Genomic DNA, 12,595 nt, shown 5'->3' with positions numbered 1-12,595 from the left:
GCACGTCGATGGTCACGTCCTGATGGTTCGCGCAGACCTTCTCCTTCACGGAACGCCACAGCTGATCCATGGGGCTCAGCTCTGGGCAGCGCTTCGGAAGCCAGAGCAGCGTGATGTCCAGCGTCGCGGCCAGGCGTTGCGAGGAATGTGCGGTGTGGCTCGGGTTCTCGTCGAGCAGCAAGGCGATGGGACGTCCGCGGTACCTGCGGTACACCTCGCGGAGGAAGGCGCCGAAGTCCGGCGCCCTCTGCTGCGCTCGAGCCAGCAGCACGAGGCGGCCGGTGCGGAGATTGAGCGCGCCGAAGAGGACCCGGCGGGCGTTGCGGCCGGTAAGCCAGACCTTGGCCTGCGAGCCACGCTTGGCCCAGACGAAGCGCAGGGGTGGAAAGAGCAGCAGGTCCGTTTCGTCTTCAGCAAGCACGACGCTGTGTTCTGGAAGATGCTGGATTTGTCGGCGGATTTGGCGTTTTTTTCTCTCGGTCGGGGTCGGGCTGCAGCACGTAGCGAGGGCGCTTCCACACGTAGTCCAGCCGGCGCAGCTCGCGTCGAACCGTCGCGCCCGATATGTGGACCCGCATCCACTTCGCCAGGTGCTCGCTCAACAGCGCCGTCGTCCAGCCGACCGCGGCGTAACCCAGCGCGCTCGGCGGCTGGTCCAGGCTCCACGCCAGGAACCGCCGCTCGGCGTCGGACATCTTCGGCGATCGCCCTCGGCCCGCTCGATCGCGAAGCGCATCGGAACCACCGTGCGCCTCGAACCGCGCGATCCAGTTGTACACGGTCTGCCGCGTGACCCCGAGGCCCGCGGCGACCTGGGCGAGCGGCGCACCGCGATCCAGCTCCAGGAGCGCCAGGATGCGCTTCACGACGCGGACGTTCTTGCTGGTCCTGAGCTCGGTCCGAAGGTGCCGTCGCTGTCGCGCGGTCAGACGAACGTCCTGCATGCAGCCCCCCAGCCGGAGCAACGAGCCCCCGGCACCAGGGGCATCCCTCAGTGGCCGCGAGTGTCAAATTTTTTCTGATAACCTACTTAGGCTTCGGCACGAAGTAGTGCGGCCCGCGGTGTCAGCGCGGCGTGTCCCTCGGCAACGCGCAGGATGTCGCCCTGGAGAGGGCGTACAGCGCGTACCGCAGCATCGCGAAGGGGACGCTCGCGCTGCCCACCGATCCCAGCGCGTACGACCAGAAGCTCACCGCCTACATGCGCGCGGTGGCGTGGCGCCTGCTCCGCAACCACAAGCGAGCCGGCGACATGTTCATGCCGCACGACCGCGAGCCCGGCACGGAGCTGCTCGTGTCGCGCACGTACCACGTAGAGCCCGCGCTGGTGAATCGCGCGACGCCATAGTCGGGTCTGGCCGGTCTGACGTGAAGGCCGCCGCTGTCGCTCGGCCCCGCACCCATGGCGGGCGTGGGCAGCATGGCATGCGCAGGTGACCGCGAGGCAGCACCTAACCCGTCACGACCTCGCGGCAGGACGAGCCACGGGCCGGCCGCAGTACAGCCGCCGGCGCAGAATTACCAAATTGGGGGGGCCAAAATTGGGCCTCGCCGGCGCTTCTGAACGCGCGCAACTGCACGTCCTGATTGGGTTTACCTCGTTTCCTGGGAAAGGTAACTCGGCACGAGATAGTTTTCCCCAGAGTTGCCTTTACGTGCATTTCGGCGCGGTCGCGTCAGGCTCGCCGTGGACCGACACACACGTATCCGGGAACGCTGGCGCACGGCACGCAGTTGTGCGTCTCCTGACTCGCGACCGTCAGCGCGCGGTCATCGGCTGCGACCTGCCCCACGGAGGCGCGACCGGCCGCCCCTCGGCCGGTACGGTGGCGAACGGCACGCCCGCGCCACGACGGCAGGCGGATCGTGTTCGAAGGCACCCCGGCCGACCTGGTGGCGGCGAAGTCGACGCTGACCGGCGAGCACCTGGCGGCGTTCGTGGGCGGCCGTCCGAAGGCTGTCTCAGGAGGTGCGCGCGAGCCGCATCGGGCTCCTCTTCAGAGGAAGTCCCATTGAGCTGGAACAAACCGATTCGGCAGATCCACCGCTGGCTGTCCATTGCCTTCACGATGGCCGTCATCGTCAACATCGTCGCCATGGGGATGGAGGAGCCTGCCGTCTGGGTGGGCGCCCTGGCGCTGATCCCGCTCGCCGTGCTCCTGCTCACCGGTCTGTACCTGTTCGTGCTGCCGTATGCCAACAAGCGACGCACCGACTGAACGAGCGACCGGCCGCACGACAAGACCGCGTCGCTACAAGGCTCCTCCCAGCGCACGCCTTCGCGCGCTCGTCAGGCCGCGGCGACGAGCCGTTCGGCCGCCGCTCGCGCGCCGGCGATGTTTCGCGCCGTGGGGCCCAGCTCCAGCTCGGCCAGAGGACCGCTGACGAACAGGCCTGGCCCCCACTCGAGGCGCGCAGAGACCACCGGGTACCCACAAGCAGCGCAGCGAAGCCCCAGGCGGTCGAGCGCCGCGTCGTCGACGAGGGACCCGCCGGGGCGGTGGCTGTCGAACCCCGTGGCGAGCACGACGCGCTCGGCCTGCACGGCATGAGGGGGACGGTCGAGCTGCAGGATCACCCGATCGCCTTTGGCATCGAGGGCGAGAGGTTCCGCCTCCACCCAGCGAACGCGGCCCGTCCGTGCCTCGCGCCGCAGCGCGCTCGCGATCTCGGGAGGCATCGACCCCCGGTGCCGAGCGGCGGCGATCTGCCGGCGCCGCTCGGCCAGGTCACGGGTCCGCGTGAACCCTGCCATGGCCCTGGGCCCGAGCCACTCCGGATCGCTGTCGAAGCGGTGCACCCGGGCCTCGTGCCTTGCCACGACGGTGACCTCGGCGCCCGCCGCGGCGAGCGCGCAGGCGAGCTGCGCGGCAGAGATCCCACCTCCCACGATGGCGACAGACGATGCGCCCGCGAGGTCTTCTCGCCGGAACGAGGGCGCGAAGATGTGGTGCACACGCGGCTCCGCGTGCGCCGCGAGCGCTTGCGCCCAGCGCGGTATGCACAGCTGCTCGGCCAGCCCGACGGCCAGCACGAGCCGCCGAGTCAGGAGCGAGCCCAGATCGGTCTCGACGCGGTAGCCCGTCTCGGTCCGCTCGATGCGGTGCGCTCGGCATCGCTCGCGCCGCGCGTCGAGGCGGTGCTCGCGGACGACATGCTCCGTGTGCAGGCGAAAGAACTCGAGTCCGGGCCGATCGTAGGGATAGACGAACCGGGCGTGCCGACGCCCAGCGCCCCGCTTTGCGAACCGACGGAGCGCGTACGGGTCGAGGTCGAGGTGGTGAACGCCGGGCGAGCGCAGATACGTCATCCCCGTGGCGCCGGTCACCCGCCAGAACGTATCGAGAGGCTGCGGGTGGGGGTCAAGGACACGCACGCGATCGGGAGAGGCGCCGCCTCGCTGCACCAGGGCGTGCGAGAGGTATGTGCCATGGACGCCGCCTCCGATGATCAACCAGTCGAGCGGGAGGCTCATGACACGCTCGCTCCGTCGCTCGCGTCGGCGCCGCAGCCTCGCCACCCATCCACGGCGGGACAGGGATCGTCAGGTCCTGCCCAGCGCCTCGGGCCGGTCGCGAGCTCCGCCGGCGCCTCGCCGGCGCCGAGGAGATCGAAGAGGGCTGTCACGGGTCGCTTCAGAGGCTGCATGCGCACTGTCCAGCGTAGCTCACGGCGCCGTGAGGGCGGTGATCGAGCGTCGTCATCGATGGGATCCCGTAATCTATATGCAACATAATTGCAACAGCATTCGGGGTGTGTTAGCTCCGCGGCATGTTCCTGCTTCCCGCCGCGCCTCTTCATCGCGTCGCGCGACGCGCGCGTGCTCGCCTGAGCGTCGGCCCCGCCTTCGAGCGCAGCAGCGAGGGCGAGGTCGCATGGTGAGCCAGGCTCTGTCGACGGTCGCCGCGACCACGTGGCGAACGAGCCCGGACCCCGAAGTGCTGGATCAGATCCATCGGCCCGAGGTCAACCTCGTCTGCTGGAACAGGCGGCTCCCTTCGGGGGTCGACGAGCGGCTCGCCGCGTGGGCGCGCCGCCTTCCGGCGGATTTGGACGAGGTCGTGCCGGCGGCCAGCGTCGACCTCGCCGCCGCGACCGGCGGCCTCGACGAGCCCCTTCGCGGCTGGCTGACCACGGATCTCGCGGCGCTCCTCGCCCGCTTCGCCAGCCTGGCGCAGGCGTCACGCCTCCGCGTCTCGTTCGGGGCCGTTCGAAGCGACCAGTGCCGGAAGTTCCACGTGGACTACGTCCGCTACCGTCTGATCAGCACGTATGCAGGCCCCGGGACGGAGTGGGTTCCCGACGACGCGGTCTCCAGGGAGGCTCTGAGTCGTAAGGGCAGCTCTCCCCGTGACGCAAACCGGGAGATCGTCCCGAGCGCCTCCGCGGTGCAGCACGCGGCGGCCGGCGACGTGATCGTCATGAAGGGCGCGCGCCACGAGTGCCGTCGCGGCGCTGTACACCGATCGCCGCCGATCGAGGCCTCCGGCAAGGTTCGCGTGGTGCTCGTCGCGAGCACGGTGGACGCGTCGTGACCGTCCTCTTCCTCTCCGCGCCTGTGACCTCCGGCCGCTGAGCGCGCCAGGCCCCACGACGGGTCGCCGCCCGGCGAGCGCCGCGCCGCGGACGGCGTCGAGCAGCGCGACGCGCTCCTCGGGCGCGACGGGCGCGAGCGGCGCCTCTGCGGCCACCTTGCCCATCCGCCCGCCCTCAGCAGCACCCGGCGTGCGCCCGCAGCGCGCGCCGGTTCGCGAGGTGAGCCGCGACGAGGAGGGCGCTCCCGAGCACCACCAGCGCCGGCCCGAGCGGCCCATCCTCGGCGCCCTCGAGCTCGGCGCCCTCGAGCGCGCGCAGGGCGGTGAGCGCGGCGAGCCCCAGGGCGAGCAGCACGAGCGACCCGGGCCGGCGGTGCCGCCGCACGCCGCTCCCGATCACGAGCGCCGTGAACCCCGCGAGCACCAGGAAGGCCCCGAGCTCCACGCCCTCGCCGGCGAGGAGCGGCAGCGCCGCGGAGAGCAGCGGCGCTGCCAGGCAGTGCACCGCGCAGAGCATGGAGAGCCCCGAGCCCACCACATCGAGCCGCCCAGGACCGCTCATTGCCAGAAGATCCGTCCTTTTCACGTGGAAACCGATGCTCCTTTGCATTTCGTGACGAAGCTGCGCTCCGAGCGACGCTCTGCCGCTCCACCCCGGGCCGGCTCACGGCTCGGCCGCGCCGTCGTGCAGGGGCCTCACCGAGCTCGCGCGGAGCCTGTAGACGCTGGTGACCCCGCCGGCCTCGCGCTGCTCACCCACCTCCAGCGTGCCCAGGACGAGCACGGGACCGTCGACGTAGGACGCGCCGGCCGGCGCCTCCACGCGCACGAGGACGAGCTGGTTGAGCTCCGGCGGACTCGTGAAGCAGCAGGTGATCTGGGACTCGACCAGCACGAACTCCCGGATGCCGCGCACCTCGCCGAGCGTGTCCATGTACCCGCTCACCCCGACGCGCTGGCCGTCCAGCCGCCGCGCCGACGCGGGCAGCGGCGCACCCTCGACGTAGGGGAAGCCGCCCAGCGCCTCCCAGCGCACCGCGGCGTACCCCGGCGGCAGCCGCTCCGGGGGCGGGGCCCGCAGCGCGGGCGTGTGCGCGCCGCCCGGCGGCATGAGCATCCGGACGTAGGTCGCGAAGCCCTCCGCGCGAGCGCGGAGCCGCGCCGCCTCCTCCGGCGTCACGGGCGAGCCCGCGCCGCGCGGAGGCCGCTCCTCGAGCGCCTCGATCATTCGTTGCACGAGCCGCACTGCGGCTTGCTCCCGCGCGCGCTCGTCGCCCAGGCCCTCCTGCGCGATCGCCTCGGCCAGCCGGCTGACCATCCGCCGGAAGCGTCGCTCCTCGAGCCCCTCCGCCGCCGCGTCCCGCAGCGCCGCCTCGAACTGGTGGGCGAGGGGGTCCTCGGACGTCGCTGCCGCGCGCGCGCTCGGCGTGACGGTGGCGCGCGGCGACGGCGCCGCCGCTTCGGCGCGCGGAGCCCCCGCGACGGTGGTGGCGCGCGGCGTCAGCAGCCGGCGAAGGCCGAACAGCGCCCCCAGCGTGATGCCCGCCACGACGAGCGCCACGAGCCATGGAGACGAGGTCCGCGCCTTCATCCTGTGTCCTCCAGGCTCTGCGCCACGGAGATCCGGTAGGCCTTCACGCCCGGCGCGAGCCCCGCCAGGGCCCCCAGCGTGGCGGCGGCGAGGACCAGCCATGGCTCCACCGGGAGCGCCGCGAGCGACCCCTGCGCGCCCTCTCCGCCCGCCGGGGTCCACGACCATGGCGAGGGGTCGACCCCGAAGGCGTGCTCTAGGCGGGGGCCGAGCACGAACAGCAGCGCGCGCCCGAGCAGCAGCCCGACCAGCGCGCCCGCCACGGCGATCGCCGTGGCCTCCCCGACCAGCATGAGCAGCACCCCCCGCCTCGGCGCGCCGAGCGCGCGCAGCACCGCGATCTCCCTCTGCCTACCCGCCATGGCGGCGAGGAGCGCCGCCGCGATCGACGCCGCGCCGGCCAGGACCACCGCGCCGGCGATCGCGACGAGCGCCTGCTCGACGCCGCCGACCACGCCGAGGAGCTTCTGCACCTCCCGGCCCGGGCTCGCCGCCTGCAGATCGGGGCGCCGGTTCAGGGTCGCGAGCATCCGCGCCGCGAGCGCCGCGCTCCGCGGGAACACCAGCACCGCCGAGATGGCCGGCTCCAAGCCGTTCCCCTCCCGCCCCTCCAGGCGCCCGCCCTCCCGGTGCTCCTCCACCGCGAGGAAGCTCTCCAGCGTGATGAAGACCCCGCGATCGATGGCCGTCGACGTCCGCTCCAGCACGCCCACCACGGTCCACCGCCGCCCCTCCGCGTGCGCGCCCGCGTGCTCCACCCCGTGGGTCGGCTCGATCTCCGACCCTACCCGGAGCCCGAGCCGCTCGGCGGCGGCGCGCCCCACCACGGCCTCGGCGACCGCGCCGCCGGCGTGCTCCCCGCCGCCCGCGCCGCTCCGGATCTCGTCGAGCACGCGCGCGAGCGCCGCCTCGTCGTGGCGGAAGGGGCGCCCCTCCCGCAGGCGCAGCGGCAGCCCCGGGCGCGGCTCGAAGCCTCCCTCGAAGAGCGCCGCCGTCGTCCCGATCACCCGGTGCCCCCCCACGGCGTCGCCGAGCGCATAGGGGATCGCCAGCCGCACCCAGGGCGCCTCCCGCAGCTCGGCGTACGCCGCGTAGGGGATGAGCCCCGGGCTGTCGTCGGCGAGGTAGACCGCGCTCATCACGAGCTGCAGCGCCGACCCCTTCGCGCCGACGACGATCGGCGCCCCCCGCGCCTGCTCGCGGTAGCTCGCGCGCACCTCGTGCCCGAGCCGCAGCAGCGCGGACGCGAGCATCACCCCGAGCGCGACGCAGAGCCCCGTCAGCGCCACGACCGGCCGGCGCTGCCGGAGGCTCGCCAGGGCTGCGCGCGCCAGGCTCATCGCGTCGGGCCCTCCGGCCCTCCCACCATGTGGAGGACGCGCTCGAAGCCCGCGCCGATCCGGTCGTCGTGCGTCACCAGCACCAGGTTCGCCGCCGACTCGGCCGCCGCCTCCCGGAGTAGCCGCGCCGCCACCCCGGCGCGGGCCTCGTCCAGGCTCGCGGTCGGCTCGTCGGCCAGGAGCAGCCGCGGCCGGCAGGCCACCGCCCGCGCGATGGCTGCGCGCTGCCGCTCCCCCAGCGAGAGCGAGCCGGGCCGCGCGTCTCCGAGCGGCGAGAGCTCCAGCCGCTCGAGCAGCTCGCCCGCGCGGGCCCGCGCCGCGCGCCGCGGGATCCCGGCGAAGCCGAGCGGCAAGAGCACGTTCTCCAGCACGCTCAGCGAGGCGACGAGGTGGAGCGACTGCAGCACGTAGCCGATGTTGCGCGCCCGGAACCGATCCCGCTCCGCCTCTCGCAGCCGCGCCAGATCGATCCCGCCCACGAGCACCCGCCCCGCCTCGGGCACGAGCAGCCCGGCCAGCACGTGCAGCAGCGTCGTCTTCCCGGCGCCGGACGGCCCCACGACGCACACCTGCTCGCCCTCCCTCAGCCGGAGATCGGGCAGCTTCAGGGTGACCGCTCCTCCGGCGCCACCTCGCCGGAGCGTCTGCTGCGCGCCGCAGAGCTCCACCGCGGCCGCGCACCCCACCCCGGCGTCGAAGCGGTCGGGGTGCGGCGAGCCATCGGCCCTCATGCCCCCGAGCCTAGTCGCAACCTGAATCATTATGCAACTTGGTTGCAAATGTTCTTTTGTTGAAGTAGCGATCCACCGTCCGGCGGCGTCGCGCGCCGCCGGCACCGACTCACCCGAGCTCAGGAGGCACCCATGCGCGACACCCTCAAGCTCGTGTCGTCCGCCGGCACCTTCGCCGCGGCCCGCCTGCGCCGCTGGCGCCTCATCGCCCCCCCTGCCTGACGAGCCCCATCATGCATACGCCCCACGATCCCCGCGCCCTCTTCGCCGCCCACCTCCTCGAGGCCGGATGGTCTCCCCTCCGCCCCGAGCCCCTGGGCGGCCTCGCCATGCAGCGCGCCGGCGAGCGCCTCACGCTCACGCTCTGGTATCTCCCGGCGCCCAACGTCCTGCGCCTGCGTGTCGCGTTCCCCTGCGGCGAGGCCTCGGGCGGCCTCCTCCGCGACGGCGAGGCCGACCTCCGGATGATCACCGCTCCCAGCATCCTCCCCGAGGTGCTCGAGCGGATCACCGCCGCCGAGCGCCTGCTCACCCCCGGCCTCTTCCCGGTCTGGATCGAGCAGCTCCTCGGCCTCTGCCCCGAGACCTACGCGGTGATCTCGTCGCCCGGCGCCCCCGAGATCCTCGCCCTCGTCACGGGCGCGTCCCCCGCGCACGCCATACTGAACTGACGCCCCCGCGCCCACGCGCGCCCCCGCATGAACGGAGCCCTCACCATGATCAAAGCCCCCGATCCCGGCCTCTACCGCACCACCGCCCCGTACCCCGGCCAGGAGCAGGCCATCCCTGCCGGCGTCCTCGTCTATGTCGGCGCCCGCGACACTGGCGCCCCCTTCGTCGTCCGGCCCGGCCAGAACCGCCGCAACCGATGGTTCTGGGGCGAGCCCGTCACCCTGCTGCGCTCCCTGAGCTGGGGCGAGACCTTGAAGCGACTCCCCTCCGAGGGCTTCTACACCCTCCCGCACGACCTCGAGGTCGCCGGCGGCGGCCGCTGGGTCAAGAACGCCATCGTCCAGCTCGGCTACAACGGCGAGGGCCGCGGCATCCTCTTCGTCGCCGAGGACCACGCCGACGAGACGCGCAACGTCCTCGTGTTCAGCGACCGCGGGATGCTGATCGACGACGACCTGCTCATGCGCCTGCAATGGGCGTCCATCCTGCCCGTGCGCGCGGGCAGCAACGCCACGTAACACCCGGAGGAGCTCGAGATGAAGCGAACGTCGATCATGATCCATCGCTCGCGGACAAGCGCTTGTCGAGCTCGGCCGGCGGGACCTGCTGCACCACGACGCGATGGTCGCGGCGATGGCCGCGGTGCACGGCTGCGTGCACCCGTCGCTCCTGGAAGAGGCGCTGCGGGGGAGCGACGATCCGCGGCTGCGCCGGCTCGCGCTGGAGGCGCTCGCGCAGGCGGCGTCGCCGGAGAACGGGCGGACGGCGGAGCGCCGCGCGTTGCTGGAGCGCTACCGGAAGGACCCGTCGCCCGCCGTGGCGGGAGCGGCGTCGTTCGTCGCGCCGCGGTGAGGCGGACGCGTGGGGGGTTCACGACGTAGCATGCTTGCTGGTGCATCGCATGGCGGACGCGAAGAGCTCAGGCCCGGCGCGCGACGAGGAAGTGGCACGAGGCATCGAAACGCACGGGCCTGTCTGCGCCACCCGCGAGCTCTTCGAAGCTCGACAGCACCGACCGCTCGACCGGGGCGAGCTCTTCGTCCGAGCATGCCGCGAAGAGCGAGCGCGTGACCGGGTTCTCGCGCATCATGCTCCACGTCGCGCGCGGCGTTGGAGCCGTCAGAACGGCGTTGAAGACCGACACCTCAGGGGCGACGAAGCCCGCCGCCGAGACCTCCTTCGCGAGCCCCTCCGGCGACGCGATGTCGAGCCAGCTCGCTCGTGGAAGGGACGCCCGTACGCGTTCCGGCAGCGCAGCCATCACAGGCGCCATCTGGAGCCGCGCCAAGGCGTTGTCCTCCGGCCCACGCCACACGGCCGTCGCGAGGAGCCCGCCGGGGCGCAGCACGCGAGCCGCTTCACGCCAGCCCGCGTTTCGGTCAGGAAAGAGGAAGATGCCGAACGCCGAGAAGACGGCGTCGAAGCTCGCATCCTCGAACCCGAGCGCCTGCCCGTCGCGGACCTCGCATTGAACGATGTCCGCGGCGCCGAGCACGCCGAGGTTGCTCTTCGCATGAGCGACCATCGCTGGCGAGAAGTCCGTGGCCACGACGCGACCGCACGTGCCCGTCGTCTTTCGCTCTTCGAGGCAGTGCATGACCGCCGCGCGGGAGAGCTCGCCGTTGCCACAGGCGATCTCGAGGATGTGGGCAGCGCTCGGCAAGCGCCCCGCCACGGTGTGAAAGAGCGACTGCGCGATGTACCCTGTGCACGGTGCGCCCACGCGAGCGTACGTTTCGGCGTGCCGATCCCAGGCTCTGGAGAGGTCGTCGTTCGTCATGTCCGTGCCTTGCCGCGTTGGAACCGTGTGCTGTGTTACGTTCATCCGCTCGCCTCGCCGAGGCCGGTCGCCCGCGACGGGAAGGGATCCGGATAGCGAGCCCATGCCTTCGGGCCTTCTCCATTTCGTCCAGCAGGCACCGATCGAGCCCTGCGCGCAGCGGCGGCTCGTCCATTCCGGTGCCCGCACATGTGCAATAAAATTGCATCTGAGTCAAGGCGGATGGACAATCGATGGGAGCTTGAGGTCGTCCAGCGCCGGGATCCATCGAGCCAGAGAACGCAATGAAGTTGCACGGTTCCGCAGCCTCGGGTAGCTTCGTGTTCGTGCGTACGAAGCTTCACGAAAACGGGCACGCTTGCGACTGCGCAGCCCACCGTGCGTCCGCCTCACCGGATGGAGGCCTCTGGTCCGCGCTGCTGCCGGTGCTCGCCTGCGCGGTGTGCCCTGCGTGCCTCGCGACCTACGCCAAGCTCTTCTCCGTGCTCGGGGTCGGCTTCGGGCTGAGCGAGCTTCATCATCTGGTGCTCCTGGTCTTCGCCATCTCGGCCTCCGTGCTGGTCAGCGCATGGCGGTCGTGGCGCTCGAAGCGCCTCTGGCCCATTGCCGTCGCGCTCACGGGCTCTTCCCTCGTGTTGCTCGGGCACTTCGCGGGCGACCTGCATGTCGTCGAGTGGGCCGGCGTCGTGTGCTTGCTCGCGGGCGGCCTCACGGAGCAGTTCCGCCTCAGACGGCGGCTCGTGCATTCGCACGCGTAACCCCCGCGGCGACGAGCGTCCTCGACTCACCGGCCGAGGTTCTACGCGAAGCGCTCGCCGTCCGAGCGCGGCGTCGATGCGTCGATCAGCTCTTTGAGGCTCGCTCGAAGTGATCTCACGAGCGTGGGCGGCATCCCGCGCGTGATCGCCATGAGCCGAGTCGACCGGTCGGCGCTGGGCCAACGGGCCATCGAATAGACCGGATACACGACGTGCTGCACGGCTTGCACGACCCTCGGTCCCGGCTCGTCGTCGACGCGAAGGAGCCCCTTCAAGCGAAGCAACGTCTCGCCGTGAAACTGGCTCACCATCGAGAGCCATAGCGCAAAGGCACGGAAGTCGACCGCCCGGTCCGATCGTACCGAGAACGAGCGCACCGCGCCCCCTGGATGGGAGTGCTCGCCGCGAGCGACGTCGAGACGCGACGCGACGGTGGAGGGCGTCCATGCGAGCAGCGGCCGCCAGTCCAGGAGCCCGTGCTCCGCGAAGAACACGCGCGCTCGAGGACGGAGGGCCGCGACGGCCTTGCGGGCCTCGGCGAGCGCGGACATGCTGGCTCGGTCGACCTTCGTCAAGACGAGATCGTCCGCGAGGATCACCTGCTTCGCCGCCTCGTCGTGACGCGCCAGCGTAGAAGCTCCCTGCTCCCCGTCGACGGCGGTGATCACGGCGTCGAGGTGGTAGCGCCTCGACAGCTCGGGATGACGCACCAGCGTGGCCACGATCGGCGTGGGATCCGCGAGCCCCGTGGTCTCGACGATGACGCGATCGAAGGGCGCCGCGCGGTCGCGCGCCGTCTCCGCGAGGAGCGTGTCCACGAGGTCCCCTCGAATCGAGCAGCAGACGCACCCCGAGCCGAGGAGGAGCACGTCTTCGCGCACCTCGCGAACGAGGAGGTGATCGAGAGGAACATCGCCGAGCTCGTTCACCACGACGAGCGCGCGATCGAGCAGCGGCCCACGAAGCGCGTGGTTGAGCAGCGTGGTCTTCCCCGAACCGAGGAACCCGGTGAGGATGGTGATCGGTACCGTCATGGTGCAGGCTCGGTTTGCCATAAATGCAATTGTGTTGCAATAACTACCGGGCCGCGATAGAGTCCCGGCGATGCGTGCCATGGTGCGTTCCTCCCTCTCCTCCAAGCTCGTCCTGCCCCGGCGGCGGGCGCTGAGCGTCGGTCCCGCCCACGAG

15 protein-coding genes and 1 pseudogene are annotated in these 12,595 nt (G+C 71.8%); 7 read left to right on the top strand and 9 right to left on the bottom strand.

All coding sequences use genetic code 11. The annotated features are described in order from the left end of the window. Window positions 1-40 precede the first annotated feature (40 nt). Together WMF20_RS30565 and WMF20_RS30560 are read right to left on the bottom strand one after the other, a co-directional pair. Window positions 41-421, bottom strand: a pseudogene (locus WMF20_RS30565) (transposase); the annotation flags it as partial. After that, window positions 411-866, bottom strand: coding sequence for a helix-turn-helix domain-containing protein (locus tag WMF20_RS30560; RefSeq protein WP_437605412.1), 456 nt, complete (start codon window positions 864-866; stop codon window positions 411-413). The gene WMF20_RS30560 and the pseudogene WMF20_RS30565, both read right to left, overlap by 11 nt. Window positions 867-1,075: 209 nt before the next feature. Between WMF20_RS30560 and WMF20_RS30555 the strand changes: the two genes are divergently transcribed. Next, window positions 1,076-1,348 (top strand): hypothetical protein, encoded by a 273-nt coding sequence (locus tag WMF20_RS30555; RefSeq protein ID WP_437605411.1) that lies wholly within the window; start codon window positions 1,076-1,078, stop codon window positions 1,346-1,348. Between the two features lie 664 nt (window positions 1,349-2,012). Further along, complete coding sequence (locus WMF20_RS30550; protein WP_437617262.1) at window positions 2,013-2,219, top strand: hypothetical protein; 207 nt, start codon at window positions 2,013-2,015, stop codon at window positions 2,217-2,219. 71 nt (window positions 2,220-2,290) lie between these two features. Here WMF20_RS30550 and WMF20_RS30545 read toward each other — a convergent pair whose 3' ends face one another. Next, on the bottom strand, window positions 2,291-3,475 hold the full coding sequence (locus tag WMF20_RS30545) for an FAD/NAD(P)-binding protein (protein ID WP_437605410.1): 1,185 nt from the start codon (window positions 3,473-3,475) through the stop codon (window positions 2,291-2,293). A 400-nt stretch (window positions 3,476-3,875) separates the two neighbouring features. On the opposite strand from WMF20_RS30545, the gene WMF20_RS30540 reads away from it, so the two are divergent. After that, a complete protein-coding gene (locus tag WMF20_RS30540; RefSeq protein WP_437605409.1) occupies window positions 3,876-4,535 on the top strand; it encodes a DUF1826 domain-containing protein in 660 nt (219 codons plus the stop codon). Between the two features lie 175 nt (window positions 4,536-4,710). Here the strand turns inward: WMF20_RS30540 and WMF20_RS30535 are convergent, their stop codons facing one another. From WMF20_RS30535 to WMF20_RS30520, 4 genes are all read right to left on the bottom strand, one after another. Continuing rightward, window positions 4,711-5,097, bottom strand: coding sequence for a MerC domain-containing protein (locus tag WMF20_RS30535; RefSeq protein WP_437605408.1), 387 nt, complete (start codon window positions 5,095-5,097; stop codon window positions 4,711-4,713). Window positions 5,098-5,199: 102 nt separating this feature from the next. Continuing rightward, on the bottom strand, window positions 5,200-6,126 hold the full coding sequence (locus WMF20_RS30530) for a DUF3299 domain-containing protein (RefSeq protein WP_437605407.1): 927 nt from the start codon (window positions 6,124-6,126) through the stop codon (window positions 5,200-5,202). Continuing rightward, on the bottom strand, window positions 6,123-7,466 hold the full coding sequence (locus WMF20_RS30525) for an ABC transporter permease (RefSeq protein ID WP_437605406.1): 1,344 nt from the start codon (window positions 7,464-7,466) through the stop codon (window positions 6,123-6,125). The genes WMF20_RS30530 and WMF20_RS30525 overlap by 4 nt, the downstream gene beginning before the upstream one ends. Next, on the bottom strand, window positions 7,463-8,197 hold the full coding sequence (locus WMF20_RS30520; RefSeq protein ID WP_437605405.1) for an ABC transporter ATP-binding protein: 735 nt from the start codon (window positions 8,195-8,197) through the stop codon (window positions 7,463-7,465). The genes WMF20_RS30525 and WMF20_RS30520 overlap by 4 nt, the downstream gene beginning before the upstream one ends. Before the next feature lie 233 nt (window positions 8,198-8,430). Here WMF20_RS30520 and WMF20_RS30515 point away from each other — a divergent pair, with 233 nt between their 5' ends. The 3 genes from WMF20_RS30515 (at window position 8,431) to WMF20_RS30505 (ending at window position 9,721) form a co-directional block, all read left to right on the top strand. Continuing rightward, window positions 8,431-8,868 carry a hypothetical protein gene (locus WMF20_RS30515; RefSeq protein ID WP_437605404.1) on the top strand — a complete coding sequence of 146 codons (438 nt, stop codon included), beginning with the start codon at window positions 8,431-8,433 and terminating at the stop codon, window positions 8,866-8,868. Window positions 8,869-8,913: 45 nt separating this feature from the next. After that, the gene (locus WMF20_RS30510) at window positions 8,914-9,387 is read left to right on the top strand and encodes a hypothetical protein (RefSeq protein ID WP_437605403.1); all 474 of its coding nucleotides are present in this window, start codon (window positions 8,914-8,916) and stop codon (window positions 9,385-9,387) included. 115 nt (window positions 9,388-9,502) lie between these two features. After that, on the top strand, window positions 9,503-9,721 hold the full coding sequence (locus WMF20_RS30505) for a hypothetical protein (protein WP_437605402.1): 219 nt from the start codon (window positions 9,503-9,505) through the stop codon (window positions 9,719-9,721). Window positions 9,722-9,788: 67 nt separating this feature from the next. Here WMF20_RS30505 and WMF20_RS30500 read toward each other — a convergent pair whose 3' ends face one another. Next, a complete protein-coding gene (locus tag WMF20_RS30500) occupies window positions 9,789-10,649 on the bottom strand; it encodes a class I SAM-dependent methyltransferase (protein WP_437605401.1) in 861 nt (286 codons plus the stop codon). A 326-nt stretch (window positions 10,650-10,975) separates the two neighbouring features. On the opposite strand from WMF20_RS30500, the gene WMF20_RS30495 reads away from it, so the two are divergent. Further along, a complete protein-coding gene (locus WMF20_RS30495; RefSeq protein ID WP_437605400.1) occupies window positions 10,976-11,407 on the top strand; it encodes a hypothetical protein in 432 nt (143 codons plus the stop codon). A 41-nt stretch (window positions 11,408-11,448) separates the two neighbouring features. On the opposite strand, the gene WMF20_RS30490 is transcribed toward WMF20_RS30495, so the two are convergent. Beyond that, window positions 11,449-12,522 carry a CobW family GTP-binding protein gene (locus WMF20_RS30490; protein ID WP_437605399.1) on the bottom strand — a complete coding sequence of 358 codons (1,074 nt, stop codon included), beginning with the start codon at window positions 12,520-12,522 and terminating at the stop codon, window positions 11,449-11,451. Between the last annotated feature and the right edge of the window lie 73 nt (window positions 12,523-12,595).

This window comes from Sorangium sp. So ce834, assembly GCF_051521425.1.
Classification (GTDB): Bacteria; Myxococcota_A; Polyangia; order Polyangiales; family Polyangiaceae; genus Sorangium; species Sorangium cellulosum_D.
Note: the sequence above shows the minus strand (reverse complement) of the source record. Positions and strands in the feature narration are given on the sequence as shown.

What these genes read in the sequence shown, in the direction of transcription:
- WMF20_RS30500 (WP_437605401.1), bottom strand. Translation starts at nt 10,649, where the DNA reads ATGACGAACGACGACCTCTCCAGAGCCTGGGATCGGCACGCCGAAACG.
- WMF20_RS30545 (WP_437605410.1), bottom strand. Translation starts at nt 3,475, where the DNA reads ATGAGCCTCCCGCTCGACTGGTTGATCATCGGAGGCGGCGTCCATGGC.
- WMF20_RS30530 (WP_437605407.1), bottom strand. Translation starts at nt 6,126, where the DNA reads ATGAAGGCGCGGACCTCGTCTCCATGGCTCGTGGCGCTCGTCGTGGCG.
- WMF20_RS30540 (WP_437605409.1), top strand. Translation starts at nt 3,876, where the DNA reads ATGGTGAGCCAGGCTCTGTCGACGGTCGCCGCGACCACGTGGCGAACG.
- WMF20_RS30515 (WP_437605404.1), top strand. Translation starts at nt 8,431, where the DNA reads ATGCATACGCCCCACGATCCCCGCGCCCTCTTCGCCGCCCACCTCCTC.
- WMF20_RS30525 (WP_437605406.1), bottom strand. Translation starts at nt 7,466, where the DNA reads ATGAGCCTGGCGCGCGCAGCCCTGGCGAGCCTCCGGCAGCGCCGGCCG.
- WMF20_RS30505 (WP_437605402.1), top strand. Translation starts at nt 9,503, where the DNA reads ATGGCCGCGGTGCACGGCTGCGTGCACCCGTCGCTCCTGGAAGAGGCG.
- WMF20_RS30510 (WP_437605403.1), top strand. Translation starts at nt 8,914, where the DNA reads ATGATCAAAGCCCCCGATCCCGGCCTCTACCGCACCACCGCCCCGTAC.
- WMF20_RS30490 (WP_437605399.1), bottom strand. Translation starts at nt 12,522, where the DNA reads ATGGCACGCATCGCCGGGACTCTATCGCGGCCCGGTAGTTATTGCAAC.
- WMF20_RS30520 (WP_437605405.1), bottom strand. Translation starts at nt 8,197, where the DNA reads ATGAGGGCCGATGGCTCGCCGCACCCCGACCGCTTCGACGCCGGGGTG.
- WMF20_RS30535 (WP_437605408.1), bottom strand. Translation starts at nt 5,097, where the DNA reads ATGAGCGGTCCTGGGCGGCTCGATGTGGTGGGCTCGGGGCTCTCCATG.